The sequence below is a fragment of the Fontimonas sp. FW305-C-3 genome (assembly GCF_058783185.1).
Window position 1 is genome coordinate 1 of the sequence record NZ_JBYSYK010000001.1, and the last position, 17,123, is coordinate 17,123.

General features: G+C 60.4%; 13 protein-coding genes. 5 read left to right on the forward strand and 8 right to left on the reverse strand.

Going from position 1 to position 17,123, the window contains the following annotated elements:
• Positions 1 to 163 precede the first annotated feature (163 nt).
• Complete coding sequence (locus AC3WUF_RS00005; protein WP_492421129.1) at positions 164 to 1,639, reverse strand: hypothetical protein; 1,476 nt, start codon at positions 1,637 to 1,639, stop codon at positions 164 to 166.
• A gap of 13 nt (positions 1,640 to 1,652) precedes the next feature.
• The gene (locus AC3WUF_RS00010; RefSeq protein ID WP_492421131.1) at positions 1,653 to 4,121 is read right to left on the reverse strand and encodes a TonB-dependent receptor; all 2,469 of its coding nucleotides are present in this window, start codon (positions 4,119 to 4,121) and stop codon (positions 1,653 to 1,655) included.
• A gap of 133 nt (positions 4,122 to 4,254) precedes the next feature.
• Between AC3WUF_RS00010 and AC3WUF_RS00015 the strand changes: the two genes are divergently transcribed.
• Positions 4,255 to 4,896, forward strand: coding sequence for a TetR/AcrR family transcriptional regulator (locus tag AC3WUF_RS00015; protein ID WP_492421133.1), 642 nt, complete (start codon positions 4,255 to 4,257; stop codon positions 4,894 to 4,896).
• 251 nt (positions 4,897 to 5,147) lie between these two features.
• On the opposite strand, the gene AC3WUF_RS00020 is transcribed toward AC3WUF_RS00015, so the two are convergent.
• Positions 5,148 to 6,524, reverse strand: coding sequence for a serine hydrolase domain-containing protein (locus tag AC3WUF_RS00020; RefSeq protein ID WP_492421135.1), 1,377 nt, complete (start codon positions 6,522 to 6,524; stop codon positions 5,148 to 5,150).
• Between the two features lie 59 nt (positions 6,525 to 6,583).
• On the opposite strand from AC3WUF_RS00020, the gene AC3WUF_RS00025 reads away from it, so the two are divergent.
• Entirely contained in the window at positions 6,584 to 7,693 is a 1,110-nt protein-coding gene (locus tag AC3WUF_RS00025; RefSeq protein ID WP_492421137.1) for an NAD(P)/FAD-dependent oxidoreductase, read from the forward strand.
• A 15-nt stretch (positions 7,694 to 7,708) separates the two neighbouring features.
• Positions 7,709 to 9,172: a M81 family metallopeptidase gene (locus AC3WUF_RS00030; protein ID WP_492421139.1), complete on the forward strand. Its 1,464-nt coding sequence runs from the start codon at positions 7,709 to 7,711 to the stop codon at positions 9,170 to 9,172.
• Positions 9,173 to 9,202: 30 nt separating this feature from the next.
• Here AC3WUF_RS00030 and AC3WUF_RS00035 read toward each other — a convergent pair whose 3' ends face one another.
• The gene (locus AC3WUF_RS00035) at positions 9,203 to 9,838 is read right to left on the reverse strand and encodes a TetR/AcrR family transcriptional regulator (protein WP_492421141.1); all 636 of its coding nucleotides are present in this window, start codon (positions 9,836 to 9,838) and stop codon (positions 9,203 to 9,205) included.
• Between the two features lie 99 nt (positions 9,839 to 9,937).
• Between AC3WUF_RS00035 and AC3WUF_RS00040 the strand changes: the two genes are divergently transcribed.
• Together AC3WUF_RS00040 and AC3WUF_RS00045 are read left to right on the forward strand one after the other, a co-directional pair.
• On the forward strand, positions 9,938 to 12,262 hold the full coding sequence (locus tag AC3WUF_RS00040; protein WP_492421143.1) for a TonB-dependent receptor: 2,325 nt from the start codon (positions 9,938 to 9,940) through the stop codon (positions 12,260 to 12,262).
• Positions 12,263 to 12,322: 60 nt separating this feature from the next.
• On the forward strand, positions 12,323 to 13,159 hold the full coding sequence (locus AC3WUF_RS00045; RefSeq protein ID WP_492421145.1) for an alpha/beta fold hydrolase: 837 nt from the start codon (positions 12,323 to 12,325) through the stop codon (positions 13,157 to 13,159).
• 305 nt (positions 13,160 to 13,464) lie between these two features.
• On the opposite strand, the gene AC3WUF_RS00050 is transcribed toward AC3WUF_RS00045, so the two are convergent.
• The 4 genes from AC3WUF_RS00050 to AC3WUF_RS00065 form a co-directional block, all read right to left on the reverse strand.
• Positions 13,465 to 14,280 carry an alpha/beta hydrolase gene (locus AC3WUF_RS00050; protein ID WP_492421147.1) on the reverse strand — a complete coding sequence of 272 codons (816 nt, stop codon included), beginning with the start codon at positions 14,278 to 14,280 and terminating at the stop codon, positions 13,465 to 13,467.
• A complete protein-coding gene (locus tag AC3WUF_RS00055; protein WP_492421149.1) occupies positions 14,277 to 15,227 on the reverse strand; it encodes an alpha/beta hydrolase in 951 nt (316 codons plus the stop codon). The genes AC3WUF_RS00050 and AC3WUF_RS00055 overlap by 4 nt, the downstream gene beginning before the upstream one ends.
• 13 nt (positions 15,228 to 15,240) lie before the next feature.
• Positions 15,241 to 15,957 carry a TetR/AcrR family transcriptional regulator gene (locus AC3WUF_RS00060; RefSeq protein WP_492421151.1) on the reverse strand — a complete coding sequence of 239 codons (717 nt, stop codon included), beginning with the start codon at positions 15,955 to 15,957 and terminating at the stop codon, positions 15,241 to 15,243.
• A gap of 247 nt (positions 15,958 to 16,204) precedes the next feature.
• Positions 16,205 to 16,831 (reverse strand): tyrosine-type recombinase/integrase, encoded by a 627-nt coding sequence (locus AC3WUF_RS00065; protein ID WP_492421153.1) that lies wholly within the window; start codon positions 16,829 to 16,831, stop codon positions 16,205 to 16,207.
• Positions 16,832 to 17,123 lie beyond the last annotated feature (292 nt).

Genomic DNA, 17,123 nt, shown 5'->3' on the forward strand with positions numbered 1-17,123 from the left:
TCTACGGTCATCGCTACTCCTTGTAGCAAGGCAGTTTCCTGCCTCATGACCGTTTACACAAAATCTAGGACACGCCCAATAGAGGACAATCGCGACTGACCGTTTTGGGCCGGAGAGTCTGCCGTGCTGATGTCATGCCGCCTCTTCGGCAGAGCTACATTGGCTATCCGACGAGGACCGGGGTCGTGCCGTAAAGTGAGCGCAGTGCCTGTGTCACCGCAGGGGCGTAGATGGTGGAATGTGTTTCACCGTCGAAAGATCGGAACTGGACCGAGAGATCAGGTTGTTGCTTCTGGCACTGACGCGAAAGCGCCTCGGTATCGGGAATGCCGGCGATTTCGCAGAACCGATTGGTCATCTCGTCTCCGCCGACATAGAAGAAAGCGCGGTTCGCAGCAGTGGCGAGCGACCGCGATGCCTGCGGCTCCCGCATCAACCACGAACCACTCATGCCCACGCCGGGGCTGATGGAGATGTAATCCCGAAACGGCGATCGTTCCTGGCAAAGCGAATAGCCGACGAAGGCACCGCCTGCAGAATGTCCGAGAATGCCCAGGCGGCTCTCATCTACGGGTAGCTGCTGTGCAAGCTTCGGCAATAAATCGTCAACCAGAAAGTCGTGGAGCTGTGAGGCTTTGCCAACGCATTGGCGAGCATCTTCTCCGCGGGTCGCGAACAGCGCGCGAAACACACGGCCGAGAGGATCGTCGAATGCGTAGCCATCGGGAGGCGGCGAGAACTCCTCGAACCGACGGAATCCGAATTCTATTGGACCCCCGGCGCGAGGCACGCCGATGCCGATGACAATGACGTCTTCGATTTCGCCGCGGTGAGCCAGACGCGCTGAGGCCTCCGCCGCAGTCGAGAACTCGATGTTGGCGTCGAGCACTATGAGTGTTGGATAGCGGCGGTGAGGATTCGCGGCTGCCGAAGCGGGAAGGACCGCAAAAATTTCGAAGTCGCGTTCCATCTTCCGCGCACGCAGCACATGCGGCCCGTCACTGCAGATGGCAATGGACTTGGACAGCAATCGGCCGAACAATGGCCGCAATGCGCAAAGCGCCTTGCTGACGATGGGCTTGCTGAGCACTGCCAGCTCGCTGCCGTATTGATGCCCGGTCCCAAGCTGTCGACGCAGGCCGCTGACCAGCGCCGACACTGGATCGGCATCGCTCAGCAAGGCGCTGATGCCCGGCAGCGGCTTCAGCGCATCGCCGGCACTACCTGCCAGAGCGTCGGCAATATCCGCGAGTCCGCTGAAAACTGTGACCGGGCCAGCGGTAGTGCGGTAGTTCTTCCGACACCAAGGCAGCAGCTGTTGGGTGAAGAGCGTGCCGTAGCTTTGCACGTCGTCATTACCGATGGGCGTTTCCATGGAGATCACGATGCATTCGTGGATTTCCCGGGTCTGCGCCATCAGGCGGCTCATCTCGACGGCCGATCCGAAAATACCGCAGGCGTTGACCAGCAGAACCAGCGGATATCGACGTCTGGCTTTTGCCTCATACGAGGCAGGCACGGCAGCGCAGATTCGATGGACGACACCATCATTTGTCAACTTCAATTCGTGGCTGCGAACACCGGCGTGCCGGCGAAGCGTGGCGTCACGCAGGCTGATGGAGTAGGGGCTGGTGGACATCGGCATGGTTCCTTCAGAACTCGAAGCTGAGCCGCAGCCCGACGGTGCGGGGCGTCGCTACGGTGTACTGCACCGTAGGGCCGGAAACCGCAGTGATCGCGCGCCGATCCAGCAGGTTGTCGCCGAACAGCTGCACGCGCCAGGTGCCAGTCCCTGCACTGATGTTTGCCTTGAGCAGGCTGTAACTCGGAACCGTGAAGTCACCGAAGTCGATGTCGTTGCCCAGTGCATCCTGCTGGGGCGCGGGCTCAAACACAACAGGCTGCGATTCAATGAAGGACAGCGTGACGCTCGCGTCGCCCGTCAACGCGAACGGCAGATCGAAGGAAGAATTCGCCGTCGTGCTGAAAGTCCACCGCGGCATGTTGGGCAGCCTCGACCCTTCCTGCACGGTCGCGGGATCTTCGGAGCGGGTGACGTGACCCTCGCTGAAGCCGACATTGGCCAGCAGTGTGAGGCTTTGGAATGGCAGCCACGCCACAGATGCTTCGGCACCATAGGCAACCGCGTCTCCGGCGTTGTCGAGATGACCGAAGTTGGAAACCGGAATGCTGCCCAGCATCGCGGTGCCGACGACGGTGCCTTGCATGTCCTTCCAGTCGATATGGTAGACAGCGAGATTGCTGGTCAAGCGTCCATCCAGCCATGTGGACTTGGTGCCGAGTTCCTTGTTCAACACGTAGTCGGGCCGGATGATCGGCGGGCCAGCGTCCAGTGCGGACAGGATGTTGGACGTGCCCGAACGGAATCCGCGACTGACCGCGGCGTAGACCATGTGGTCCTGGTTGAAATGCCAGGACGCAGACAGCTTGGGCAGAAAGCCACTGCTCTTCATGCGCTGCTTGACGTGCACGCTGACCGTTTGGGTCTCGGGGTCGATGTTGTCCGGGTCAGAGCCGATCAGGAAAGCTTCCAGACCGTACAGGTAGGTATCGAAGAAGAAATCGATGTCTTCGCTGAAGTACCGGAGCCCGCCGGTGACGTCGAATTGCTCAGGGATGATGTTCCACTTGAGCTCTCCGTAAACAGCATGCTGGGTGAAGGCCTCATCGCCGAAGCCGTGTTCCTGACGTCCCTGGAGCGGGTAGAAGTCGCCGAGGATGGCGGTGAGCAGGCCGCCAGTGGGATCAACATCAGGAATGTTGTCTTCGCGCTTCTCCTCATCAAAACTCTGATTGCGATCGCGGTAGAAGGCGCCGACGATCCAGTCGAAACGCTCGCCGCCAAAGGACACCAGACGCAGTTCCTGCGAGAACGAATCTAGATCAGTAATGACGCGCGTCGAAGCGTTGCTGAAAACATCGGGCGCCTGGCCGAGGCCCAGCGTCAGGAACTGCCCGTTGATCAGCGTTTGCAAAACAGGCGTGCGGCGGCGCGTATCTTTCTCGGTGTCGTAAACGGCGCTGACCGATGTCAGGTTGGCGAACGGCAGCGTCCAGCGCAGCGTCAGGGCATTGATGGCGAAGTCGGTTATGGCGTACTGGTCTTCCTCGCGTTCGTTCGTCAGATCCTCGATGTGACCGGGTTCCACCACCGGAAACTGCTTCTTGTTGCTGTGGTCGCTGAGGTGCAGGAAGTCCGCCTGGAAAGTGTCGCTGAGCTGCCAGCGAAGCAGGCCGCGGAGTGAGTTGGCATCTTCCTCGTCGGCGTCAGGGCGATCGAGCGAAGTGTAGTCAACGTATCCGCCGGTCCGGCGCTTGGTGCCGACGATGCGCGCGCCGAGGCGGTCGTCCCACAATGGAATGTTCACAGCCAGACGTCCGTCGTAGCTGTCGGCTCCGTGCTGCGTCTGGCTGCCCATGAGGCTGCCGCGCATCTCCCAGTCGTTGAACGACGGCTCACGGGTGATCATCTTGATGGCGCCGCCCATCGAGCCTTCGCCATAAAGCGTGCCCTGCGGACCCTTCAGCACTTCGATGCGCGAGAGGTCGTAGATGTTGAGATCGGGAAACACGCCGGAGCCCTGAATGGCGACATCGTCCAGATAGACTCCCGTCGTCGGCGAGCCGTCGCCGTAGCCGAGATCCGACTCGTTGACGTTGGAGATGCCGCGCATGGCGATCCGCGCCGTGCCGTTCCCGGATTTCTGCAGCGACACGCTCGGTACCTGCATGAGATAGTCCTGCATGCCGGTAGCGCCCGCTCTGTCGAGTGCCCGGCCACCGAAGGCATGCGCACCACCGGCGACGTCCTGGATGCTTTCCTTGCGATAGGAAGCGGTCACGACGATCTCTTCGAGTCTGACGGGGCCGTCTGGCTGTTCAGTCAGGGATTCCGCGACACTGCGGTTGCTGCGAAGTGGCTCTACTTCAATGACGCCAATTTCGGCTTCGGGCGGCCGGGCCTGGACAGCCGGCGTGCTTTCGATAGTGTCAGGTTGGCTTTCTGGCGCCGGTCCATCCTGGGCCAGAACCGCGTCGGCCCAAGCGATTGTTGACGCAAGCGCCGCTGTAACCAGCCACTTCTTGATCCTGGGATTCACGCTCTCTCCTGCCACGCACGCACCAGCGAATAGTTCTTATATAAACAAACTGTTTGTGTAAACAAGTTGTTTATTTATTTATAGCGTTTATCATCTCCAGGCGCAACCCGACCTTCTCAATCTGGATCATTCGATGGCCCAACTGCCGGATAGTGCTCGAAAAAAGCCTCGACTCAGCCGCGAGCAGCAGAGAGCTGCGCGCCTGAATGATCTGCTGGAGGCGGCTCGCACTCTGTTCCGCGAGAAGGGCTACGAAGCCGTCAGCATCGACCAAGTAGCGGAGCACGCCGGCTGCTCGCGCATGCCGGTCTACACGCTGTTCGGCGACAGACACAATCTGGTTTTCGAGCTTTGGCGCAGCACGACGGCCGATGTCGAACAGAGCCTGTTCAAGCACTTTGCTCCCGGCACGGCGTTACGGACGAACCTCAAGCAACTGGCAGAGCTGCTCGCTGAAAGCTTCAACTCGGAAATGCCGGCAAACGATTCCGAACGCCTGTTCTTTGTTGTGCAGACCATCTCGCAAAGCCGGCCGGACATCGCCGAGAAAGTATCGACGCTAGCGCGTAGTGTTATTCAAGACGTGGCGAGATTCATTGAGCGCTGTTCGTTGGCGCGCAACGAGCGCCTGCGTAGCGACGCCGAAACCGTCGCGTCGCACCTGGTCGCCTATATCAATGGTTTGGCTACCGTGCAGTTTCAGACCCATAGCCGTAACGTCAAAGCCAAGGACTTGATCCCGATTTTCAACGCGATCGTTTTCAAGGAAGCATAGGGTTCGTATCGAGCGGGGGGCAGACGTTTGGGTTTTCAGCAGCAATCGGGATTGATGCTGAGGAAGGGTCTAGTAGCCGCAAGAACTAAAGTCAGTAATGTCCGCTTTAGAGCGGCAAATGCACGAAGGGGTATATCCACTTCGGGCTGAAAGTGAGCGTCGCTGAGGTGCCAAAAGCCGCCCTCAAGGAAAATCCGCCGGCAGTCTGGTACCAACCCGAAAGCGGACATGATTTCGCGGAATGCTGCTCCTCAATCCTTGCAGCGCGGGATCATGCGCACGCCCATGCGGCAGAACTTTGCACGGCCTGCCGGCTCGCCGAGGAACAGGATGCGGCCGCCCTGGTCAGCCTGGGGTTTATCAAGAATCGCGAACTCATCCGGAGCGACGGCACGCAGATTCAGTTTCATGCTGAGCGGCAGGCCTTTGGTGTCGATTGCCAGCCTAAGATGTCCAGCCTTGCCGGAAGTAACCGTCACGCTCTGCAAGATACTCGCGTAGGTACCAACGTAACGCTGCGGGTCGAAATGGATCGCAGGCGGCACCACAGGCTTTGGCTCCGCAGGTAGGCCGGCGATCTCGGTGAAGATGGCCTTGCGCAGTTGTTCGGGCAGATTCGCGTTTGGGCTGTTGATCAGCAGAGCGAAAGCGACGCCCTGTTTCGGCAGCGCGTGCAGATACGCAAATTGCGAGGTGCCTCCGTCATGGTTGAAGGCTGGTGCTTCCTTGTCCGGCCGTAAGAACCAACCGAGCCCCATATGAGTGTAGACGCCCCGGCTAAACGGCGGCATCGACACCTGCGGCGCGTGCATCGCGGCGAGCGATTTCCGGGACAGGATCGGCGTCTTGCCCGTCTTGCGGACCGGGTACTGCATCTGCGCCTGTGCGTAGGTCAGCAGTTCCGCGGCGGTCATGCTCAATACCGACCCGGCGCCAGCCATGCTCATCGGCAGGTACGCAAAGGCCGCCAACGGCCAGCGGCCGTTGACGGCGTTGCCGTGGCCCATCGCCATGCGAAAGCGCAGGGCTTCGGCTGGCTGCGTGAGCACGCGCGTCATACCCAGGGGCTTACAAATGCGGTCCAGAACCAGCTGGTTCCAGCTACTTTTGCGTAGAACTTCGATGATGCGCGTCAACACCACGTAGCCGGAGTTGCAGTAAGTCATGTACTCGCCCGGAGTATGCACCTGGCCGAGCTTGCCCATGCCGCGCACGTAGCCTTCGGCGGTGCCGCCGGTCTCGCTATCGGGCGGCAGATAGTCGCCGTCCATCCCGCTGGTGTGCGTGAGCAGATCGCGTACTGTGAGTTTTGCTGCGGTGACATCGGCCGTGGCGAAGTCAGGCAGGTACTGGCGCACCGGGGCATCCAGATCGAGCAGGCCGTCGTCCACCAGCTGCATTGCCAGGGTCGCGGTGAATGTCTTGCTGATCGAGCCGATCTGAAACAGCGTATCTGGCGTCGCTTCAATGCGCTCTGGCGCGTTGGCCCAGCCTGAAGCTGCGGCGTGGATCACGCCGTCCTTTAAAACAGCAAGTGACACTCCGCAGACACGATGCTTCTTTCGAAGGCGATCGAGCGTGGTTTGCAGGTCGTATCCAAGCAGCTTTATGGGGCGGGATTTTTTCATTGAGTGCTTCATGCTGCGTAAATGCATTTACGTATCTAATTTCGTATATATTAATTTATATGAAAAGCTATGACTTTGCGATTGTGGGAGCCGGCATTGCCGGGGCTTCGGCGGCCGCCCGTCTGGGTGGACAGGCCAGTGTGCTGATGCTGGAACAGGAAGCTGCACCCGGTTATCACAGCACTGGTCGTTCTGCCGCCCTTTACAGCGCGCTTTATGGCAACGACACCATCACTGCCATCACCCGCGCCAGCCGCACTTTCTTCGATGCGCCACCCGAGGGTTTCTGCGAATACCCGCTTCTGTCCCCGAGGGGCGTGCTGTTTGCGGGCAGCGAATCGGACGCTCAAGCCATTGCCGAGATTGCCCGTCTGCCACTGGCGCGGCGCATGGACACTGCGGAAGCACTGCAGCTCGTACCGGTCCTCACCGCGGAATTTGCCGCGCATTGCGCCTGGGAGCCGGACGCCTTTGATGTAGACGTGCACGCCTTGCACCAAGGCTTCCTGCGCATGGCGCGGCGCGCCGGTACGGAGTTGGTCTGCCGCGCCGGTGTGACTGCGCTTTCGCGCGAACAGGACGGCTGGCGCATCGCCACCGACAATGGCGAATTCATCGCCAAAGTAGTGGTGAATGCAGCAGGCGCATGGGCCGACCGAGTCGCGCAACTCGCGGGCGCACGCGCGCTCGGCATACAGCCGCTACGGCGCACCGCGATGATCGTGGACGCCGGCTTGCAGGGTGATTTCCGTAAATGGCCGGCGGTGATTGCAGGCGATGAGTCCTGGTACATCAAGCCAGACGCCGGCTTGATGCTCGCTTCGCCTGCGGACGAAACACCGACCGATCCCTGCGATGCACAGCCAGAAGAAATCGACATCGCCATCTGCGCCGACCGCATCGAGAGTCGCACGCGCCTGCAGATCAAGCGCATCGTGCGCTCCTGGGCAGGGCTACGCTCGTTTGCTCCGGATCGCACACCGGTGATCGGCTATGACCCGCAGGTCGAGGGATTCTTCTGGCTGGCCGGACTGGGGGGCTATGGGGTTCAGACCAGTCCAGCACTGTCTGAAGTCGCTGCGGCACTCGCCCTGCGGCAGGAAATCCCGTCCCACATCCTCGGCGAGGGATTTGATCCCGCTGCAGTGTCGCCGAAACGTTTTGTCTGAAGCGGGAATCCGGCAATGAAGATCTTTAGCACCTTCTTCGCAACTGAAACCAATACTTCGGCGGTCGTGCCTACTGGCTTCGCCGACTTCGAGCACGCTGGCGTCTATCGTGGCGACGCCAGCACGCGGGATCCTCGGGGCTTCGGCGCCTCGCAGGTCGAGCTCAAGCGCCTTGCTGCTGCCGACGGGCACACGGTGGCGGAAAGCCTGACCGCGCACGCAATGCCATCGGGCATCACCGTTCGCGCGGTGTATGAACAGTACCGTGACTGGATTCTCGACGATTTGAGAGCGGCAATGCCGGTGCAGGCCGTCGTGCTGGTCCTGCACGGCGCTATGGTTGCCGATGGTTACGATGACTGCGAGGGCGATCTGATCGCAAGGGTGCGTGAGATCGTTGGACCTAGCGTGCCTATCGGAGTCGAACTCGATCTGCATTGCCACATCAGCCCGCTGATGCTCGAAAGCTCCGACGCGCTCGTCTGCTACAAGGAGTATCCGCACACCGACACCCTGGAGCGGTTAGGCGAGGTCTACCGGCTGGTGGTGCGCCAGGCGCAGGGCGAGATCCGGCCGGTGACTGCGCTGCACGATCTGCGGATGATCGGCCTCTGGCATACCACGCGCGAGCCGATGGTGTCGTTCGTCAAAAGAATGCAATCCTTCGAGGGCACGGACGGCATCCTGTCGGTGTCGTTAGCGCATGGCTTTCCCTGGGGCGATGTACCGGACACGGGCGCCAAACTTTGGGTAATCGCGGACGGCGACCTGGTCAGGGCGCAGCAGCTCGCCGACCAGCTGGGCGAAGAGTTCTGGCAGCTGCGCAGCGAGACCTATGCACCGCCGATCTCGATAGCGGCGGCCGTCAGCAGGATGACGTCGACGTGGCAGGGCCCGCTGGTATTCGCCGATGTGGCCGACAATGCAGGTGGCGGCGCCATGAGCGACAGCACGTTCATCCTCAGGGCCATGCTCGATGCCGGGATCACCGACTCGGTCATCGGGGCTTTCTGGGATCTGGGGGCAGTCGCCTTGTGCCAGAGCGCGGGCATCGGCGCGAAGCTGAATCTGCGAATCGGCGGCAAATGCGGTCCGCTATCGGGCGATCCCGTGGATGTGGCGGTCACGGTCAAAGCCATCGTCGAGGACCACGCCCAGTTTGGGCTCAATTTTCGCTGGCCCATGGGCACCGCCGTCTGGGTACGGACGGACGGTGGCATCGACGTGCTTCTCAATTCCGTCCGCTCGCAGATCTTTGCGCGCGAGGCCTTCGAGAACCTCGGCATCCGCCTCGAAGGCCGTCGCGCGATCGTGGTCAAGTCGACCCAGCATTTTTATGCCTCGTTCGCGTCCCTCGCGAAAGAGGTGCTGTACGTGGGCGCGCCAGGGTCGATCACACAGAACTTCGCCGAGATGAACTACCAGAAGCGCGACAATCACTTCTGGCCGCGGGTCGCCGATCCACGTAAACCAACATGACGATCAGGGCCAGCTGAGAGCGTAGCTCCGCTATTTGCTCTTGCCGCCTTTCATCTGAGCCCGAATGCCGGCGCGGAAGAGTTCCAGCAGCTGCCACAACCGCTGCTCACCGGGGCCGCCCAGCGTCTCAAAGGGCGCGAGGTTGATTATCGATTCGGCGTAAATCCGCTCGGTATGCGCATGCTCGAACACGACGGCCTTGATGGCCACGAGCGCGTTGTGCGCCAGCGCGCGATCAAGACCCGCTTTCACCAGCAGTTCTATGCCAGGTTTCACGAGACCGAGCGAGTGCTCGGCCAACTTTCTCTGTTCGACGTCGAAGGATTTGTAGCTGGACTGCAGGGTGACAACAAATGGATACCGCTGCGTCAGCTTGAGCAAAACCTCAACGTAGCTGTCGAGCCAGGCCGTCCAGCTTGCCCCCTTGATGCCCTCGATGTGCATCAGCGCCTGCGTATACATGGCGGTATGCAGCCCGACCTTGTCGCCAAAAAGACGGTAGATGGTGGTCACGGTCGTGCCGAGCGCCTCTGCCAGCGCAGGCAGGTTGATCTCGGAGTCGGCAAGGTCCATCGCAGCGGCCAGGACGGTCTCCCGATCAATGCTTCGCGGTCGACCGCGAGTCCGCTTCTGAACTGCCGGAGCGTTCTTCAACTTCATTTTCATCCAGCCATCTCTTTGTTGTGGGTCGTTGACATCGCCGGTGCGTCTATATTAGCTTAGTTAAATACGTATTTCTTTACGTAATTAAAACCGGAGACACTCGTGAGACATCGCCTGGGTGCGGGAATCTTGACGCTGCTGGCGTCGACACTGGGCGTCTCTTGGGCGCAGGACCCGCCTGAAACGGACACCGTTTCTACGCAAGCGCCGCAGCCGTACGAAGAGACAATCCCGGTCGAAGCCTCTGCCCCGGCACCTGTCCCTGAGGCGGACAAGAGCGCTCCCGTGGTTCTTGAGGAGATCGTGGTAACCGCAAACAAGCGCCAACAGAGCGAGCGCGAGTTGGCAGGCGCCGTGACTGCAGTCACGCGCGAGCGGCTCGACGAGGCCGGCGCATCGAACTTCAGCGAGTACTTGTCGCTGTCGCCGGGTGTGAACTTCAACAGCGGCACGCCAGGCTACTCGGTCATCACCATTCGCGGCATCTCCTCGGACACGATTCCGACGCTCACGCAGACCGCAGTCGGCACCTACTACGACGACATTCCGCTCACCGATCCGGGTACGCCCACGGTCGTGCCGGACATTGACGCCTTCGACGCCGACCGCGTCGAGGTTCTGCGCGGCCCGCAGGGCGCGCTGTATGGCTCGTCCTCGCTCGGCGGCGCGGTGAACTACATTCCGGAATCTCCCGATGCCTACAATTTCGGTTTCAAGGCACAGGCGGTCGGTGACCTGAAAGAGAACAGTTCGCTTGGCGGCGGTGCTCGACTCATGGCGAACTTGCCGCTTCCGATTGAAGGCGCGGGTTTGCGCGTCGTCGGCTATCACATACAGACGCCCGGCTATATCGATAACATCGGACTCGAACGAGAGGAGACCAATTCCTCGACTAGCAGCGGCGGTCGCGCGATCCTTGGCTTCGAGCCGACGCATTCCTCGCGGCTCCGCTTCACCGCGCTGACACAACGCACCACCGTTGACGACGCCGGCTATGTGGACGAGTCGCTCGGCGATCTCAAGAAGACCAGCACCCAGCTTGAACCCAGCAGCAACGAGTTCAAGCTAGGTGCACTGCGCTACGAGATCGATACCGAGTACGGCAATTGGACTCTGGTCGGCGGCTATCAGGACAAAGCCAGCGACCTGAGCTACGACGCGAAGAACGCGTTGGGCCTCGCAGCCACGGGCCAGCTGGCTCCGCTTATTCTCAGGCAGGCCGGTGACGTTAAAGGCTACAGCGGCGAACTGCGCTACATCTCGCCTGAATGGGATCGCTTCGACTTCCTCGCAGGCGCCTCTTACGCGAACCGCGACCAGAACTTCGAAATTGTTCTCAACTCGCAGGATCTAGCGCAGACCGCCGATCTTCTGCGCGCGACGCTTGCTCAACTCGGCATCACGCTGCCGGGCGTGATCGAGGGGGCGACCTCGATTTTCAGCGAGTTTGCCAAGATCGAGGCGCCCGAGACTGCGCTGTTCCTCGATGGCAATCTGCGCATCACCGACACGATCAAGCTGTCCGCTGGCGGCCGCTACTACCACAACGTTGTCGACAGTGACGTACTGGCTCAAGGCCTCCTCGTCCTGCCTGGCGGCGGCACCGAGTACCGCAGACAGAATTCGCAGTCCGCACATGGCTTCAACCCGAAGGTCTCGCTGTCCTGGCAAGCGACACCGGATCTATTGCTCTACACGCTGTACTCACGCGGCTATCGCCTTGGAGGCCCGAACCTCGCACCCAGCACACCGCTCATGCCGATCCCACTGTTCTACGGCTCGGACGAAGTGCGCAATTATGAAGTCGGCATCAAGACCACCTGGCTCGACGGCGCGCTGAACGCGGACCTCACCGGCTTCTGGATTGATTGGGAAGACATCCCGCTGTTGCTCACGAACCGTCTACAGCTGTTCAAGTACATCGACAATGTCGGTAATGCGCGTAGCCGCGGGATCGAAGCAAGCCTTGCCGTGCGACCGCTATCGTTCCTTACCGCGCGCTCATCTCTGACCTGGCTGGACGCGCGCCTGCTCAACGATTTCGACCCGAACAACGGACTGCCCCCTGCGAAGGCCGGTGACCGCCTGCCTGGCTCTCCAGAATGGACCACAGCGACCTCCGTTATTGGTTCGTGGACCTGGGATACGCATATGCCGTCGGTCGCGTTGATTCATCGGTACGAAAGCGCCTCGGCAACCAATCTGTCGTTCCCGGATATTACCAAGGGCGACTTTCATCTTCTGGATGCGCGCGCCACCGCGCATTTTGGCCCCTGGACGATTGCGGCATTCGGCAAAAACCTGACCGACGTGCGCGGCACCAACGCATCCAACAACTACAAACAGCCAACGGGCAACACAACGGTACTGCGCTTCATCACACCTCCGCGTAGTTTCGGACTGGAATTGAGCTATGAGTTCGAGTGACGCAGGCACCGCCGGCCCGAGAAGTTCCGCGAAGTCAATTGCAACAGACCGCAGCCCCCTATGACCACCGCCGTCACCATCAATGTAAACCGCATGAAGCTGGACGATGGCCGCACGCTGGCCTGGGCCGAGTACGGCGATCCACACGGGGTGCCGGTGTTCTACTTTCATGGCGGCGGCGCCTCGCTGATCGAGGGCGGCTGCTTTGACAAGGATGCGTACGATGCGGGCATTCGTTTGATAGCACCGTCGCGCCCCGGTGGCCTGCATTCCACTCCCCGGCCCGGGATGCGGCCCACCGATTTTGCGGCGGACTGTGACCAGCTCGCGACCCACCTGGGTATTGGCAAGTTCGTCGTGACGGGAAACTCGAACGGGGGCCTGTTCACGATGGCAGTCGCGCATCAGTTGCCCGACAGGGTGATCGCCGCAGTTGCGGTCAACTCAACCGTGCCGCTCTACGATCCAGCCGTTTGGCCACTGATTCCGTTCTCGCTCAAAGCCGTCATGCTGTTCTTTCGCGCATTTCCAAGGTCGTATGTGCCGATGAACAAACTGGCGGTGACCACCAGCAGGGACAAACTTTTTCCCAAGGCAGTCGAACCTCACATTGCGCAAATCTACTTCGACAACCTGATGTCGATTTCGCAAGAGAGCATGGCGCCGGAGATCGGCTTCATGAACAGCCGCTGGGGTTTCGATCACCGCGCGATCCGCTGTCCGGTTCGCATTCTTTACGGCGTCGAAGACGCGGGGAGTTGTTACGGCCCCAAGTGGGCGTCCGAATTGCCCGATGCGGAATTCATTGCAATTCCCGACGGGCACCTTCCGATCGCACCAGCAGCACGCCGTATCCTGATCTCGGCCTGGCAAAGCTTGAGCGTCCCCGCCGAGTGACCGTCGACGCCGATCGTGCGCGGCGTTGCGCCGTTATGAACATCTGAGCACGCTGCGTGCGCGGCCATCCGCGGTGCTGTCCTCAGAGCCCCTGAAGTAATGCCCCCTGAGCTCGACCGTCCGCTTCGCATTGCATAGCGGACTATAGAGAGCTGCGGCCCAAGGGCGGCTTTGGGCTGTTAGCTGCCGGCGGAGTCGGGCGCCGACAACATGCCGTTATCGTCGGTAGACAAAGGGCGGCTATGAGCCGGAAGCGGACGTTCGCGAGTGGCTGCTGGCAAGCCACAGACACGCATCAGCAAGCCTCAGCTGCCATGCGTGTACAACCAACGCAGACCATGCGCCAAGTTCAGGAATGGCGCTGTCGCATGCCCGTGCCCGCCATGGATTTCGGCGCGCAACTCGATGCCGGGCTGGCGCGCTGGAGCCAGTGCCTGGATCATCCGGTGCCAGGAAACGCCCAGATCTCCTTCGTACTGGTGGGCGCAGGCATCTTCGTTGTCGCCGAGGCCGAGATAGACTCGGCCCCGCAAGCTTGCTGGCGTGGCGTTCACCAATCGATCAAGCACGGCGCGCCCTGAAAGAGTCCCGGGGCTGGCCAAGATGTAGCGGTCAAAGGCAGGTAGTTGTTCGGCGAGCGCGTAAGCAGAGAAAAGGCCGCCATAAGAGTGACCGAAAAGTCCTGCCGGTTCCGGCGACAGTTCGTACTGCTTGCGCAACAGCGGATCCAGTTCTTCTGCGATAAAGCGAAGGAAGCGGTTGGCTTCGGGAGCTGGCTGGCTCGGAACAGAGGACATGATTCCATCGTTGATGCCTTCTTCGGGAGGCACCAGAAGGCCGTTGCGATGGCGCAAGAGATAGTCCACCGCATCGTGGTGCGAGCGGACCGGGGTACCGACGCCGACGACCATCAAGGGAACGATGGGCTCGCGATCGCGGGCAAGTGCGCGGGCGATGTCGATGGCCGCAGGCGTGTAAGCATAAGGGTCGACGACATACAGCAGCCGGGGTGGCGTTTCGACAGGGCCTGGCACGGGCGACCCCACGATGATTTCCAAGGTCCTCCCGACATGATCGCTGGCGACCTGAAAAATATCGGTCAAGGGAGCGATGCTGTTCATGCCTGCGCCCCTCTCAACTTCTGTTCACGCTTGGCTTGCCTGAACATCCGCACCAGGCCCCACAGCAAACCGAGATAGCCCCGCGGATGGCGCAGGATCATGCCCAAGCCATCCCGGCCCGTGGAGGGTAAATGCCAGCGTAGTCCGTTGATCAGCGCGGTACTGGCGACAGATTCAAAGGTTTCGGCGGTGAGAATGTCAGTCCTGGACTTCAGAAGTGGACGGTGACGTCGTCCAAGTACTGTCGCCATGTCATGAAAACCACGGCTAATGGCACCGTTATGACGAGGAGTCGGCGCGTCGAGTCGGTCTTCGCCGCTGATCGTTAGGTGTAGGCTGCCGCTCAGAGCTCCGCGTGGCGCCTGCAAGATCTTCTGGCGCGTCGGAGAATCGTCCAGCAGTGTCGGGCTTGCAATGATGTAGCGATCAAACATCGGATGCCTTGTGGCGAAGGCATGGCAGGCGAAGAGCCCGCTGAGACCGTGACCGAAGAGCAGGGCTTTCTTGTTCAGGGCGCGGGTGCGCTTCCGCACCGCAGGATCGACCTCTGTGTACAGAAAGTCGAGAAAGGTTTCCGCGGCGGAAAACGCATCTCCTGCGGGATCACCCTGCGGCACCAAGTCCTGTATCTGGCCGCGCCCCAGATATTCCGCATAGTCCGTTGCCGTACTGATGCGCGGCGCTACTGACACCACCGTTACCGGTTGCGTGTTGAGTGCATTGGGTAGCCACAACGAAAGCACACGCATGATGGATGTGGCGAGACCTCCGTGCATGGGGCCGTCAACGACATACAGAAGCCATGCTGGAGGATTGGGAACCCCGGCAACCATCGGGCATATCGGCTCGCTGATCGTGATGTCATAAGCGATGCCAGTGCCGGCGGCTTTCAGGCTGAAACGCTGGCCAAGCGGGTCGATGGGTGCGTTGGGAATGGGCGTGAGCATCTGAGAGGCGCAATCAGCGCTTTTTGGCAGGAGTGGTACGAGCGGGAAGCAAGCCATCGATCAACATGACGAACGATCGGTGGTAAACATCTGAGTTCTCCGACGCTTCGAGCAACTTGGCGGTCTTGGGCGTGAGTGCACCGAACTGTCTGACAAAGGCCTGCATGCCTTGTTTCTGCAGTTTCTTGCTGGGTTGATGAGAAATCTGCAAACCCCAGCCGTACGCCAGGTTGACCACTATTCCGTAGATCATCATGGCCCGCTCGAGATCAATGCCGGCCGAGGTCATGACTTTCATTGCCTTGCCCAGATGTTCCGCGAGTGCTGTCGTGCTGGCCGGTCCGTGATAGGTCCCCAGAGCGGGGTACGTCCGTGTGATCTGCAGCCACTCCACGGACTGTCGAATCAGCTGCTCCCGTAATCCTTGCTGATCGTTCGCGTCCAGCGGACTGATCTTCGCGATGATGCTCGCGGCTATCGCGTCTTCGAGCTCTGCAAGGCTCTTGAAGTAGCGCGAGAAAGCGCCGACCGCGATGTCGGCTTCGCGTGCTACCGCGCGGAATGTCAGGGCATCTGCCCCTTCGCGGGCAAGCATGCGGACGGCGCACTCCACAATTTCCTCATGACTGGTCCGCGGCCGCCGGCCCGGCTTTGCCGCTGTCGCAAGGCTTTTCGTTTCTGGACTTCTGGAGGGCATGTAAATGAGAACAATGTACTCTTTCTTGTACATTGCGGGAAACGCGACGGCCAGTCAAGGTGGGCCCGCCCACATTCCTATCGGTGTCCGATGTTCGCCATCGCCGCATGAGAGCGGCTAGCTAGGAAGGGCGCCGACTACCTCAGCCTATGATTGAGCCCGTCCTGTGCAGTCCGGCGGCTCCATGTCCGCTTTCGGGCAGCCAATTCGGCGTGCCTAGCTTCCGCTATGGGCTGGTTTGCGACCCTCGGTTGCACGCCGCAAACCAGCCACTCAAGCACTAAACCTCTGTTTGCTCTGCCATCTCAAGTGCATCGTCGACCTCGATGCCTAGGTAGCGGACAGTGCTTTCGAGCTTGGTATGCCCTAGCAGTATCTGAATCGCCCGAAGATTCTTTGTTCGGCGATAAATCAGGGTTGGCTTGGTTCGGCGCATCGAATGTGTGCCGTATCCGGATCGGTCCAGGCCGATGCAGGTTACCCAAGCGCCAACGATCCGTGCGTACTGCCGCGTTGAAAGATGCGACGAATGGTGGATCCGGCTAGGGAACAATGCATCGTCCGCCGATAAGCCAGCCTCCTTCACCCAAGCTGAAACTGCATCACGGGTCGGTTCGGTCAATTCAAATTGAACTGGGCGATTGGTCTTCTTCTGCATGACGATCGCCCTTGCCGCGATAGTTAACCCGTGAAAAAGGTCGCGAACCTTGAGATTGACGAGGTCAGAAGCTCGCAGCTTGCTGTCGATCGCCAAGTTGAAGAGTGCGAGATCGCGAACTCGATCGGCAAGCTGCAAGCGGACGCGTATCGCCCAGATGTCCCTGAGCCGCAACGGGCTCTTTTGACCTACAAGCTTTCCCTTATTCCAAGGCCCATGTCGTTCCGGTGTAGAGATTGCCGATTGCATGGCGCTCTCCCGTTTGGATGGATTCCCACTGTGCTCGCTTCATTCCGGGCGTGCTAAGCCCCAAAGCGGACGGATCGACGGGCGGATTGGTGCCAGAAGCGGAAGCCCACGAAGGTCTGCATTTCGGCATCGTAGTGGATCCCTAGTCATCCTTTAACGCGTCGAATAATGCTTACACCTCTGCAGCAGCATTCGGCGCGACTATCCTGTTCGCCAAGGAAAAGAAGCGCGCACCGTGATCGATCCAGAGCTTTTTGAGAACGACGAACTGATCCGGTGCGACCGCACGCAG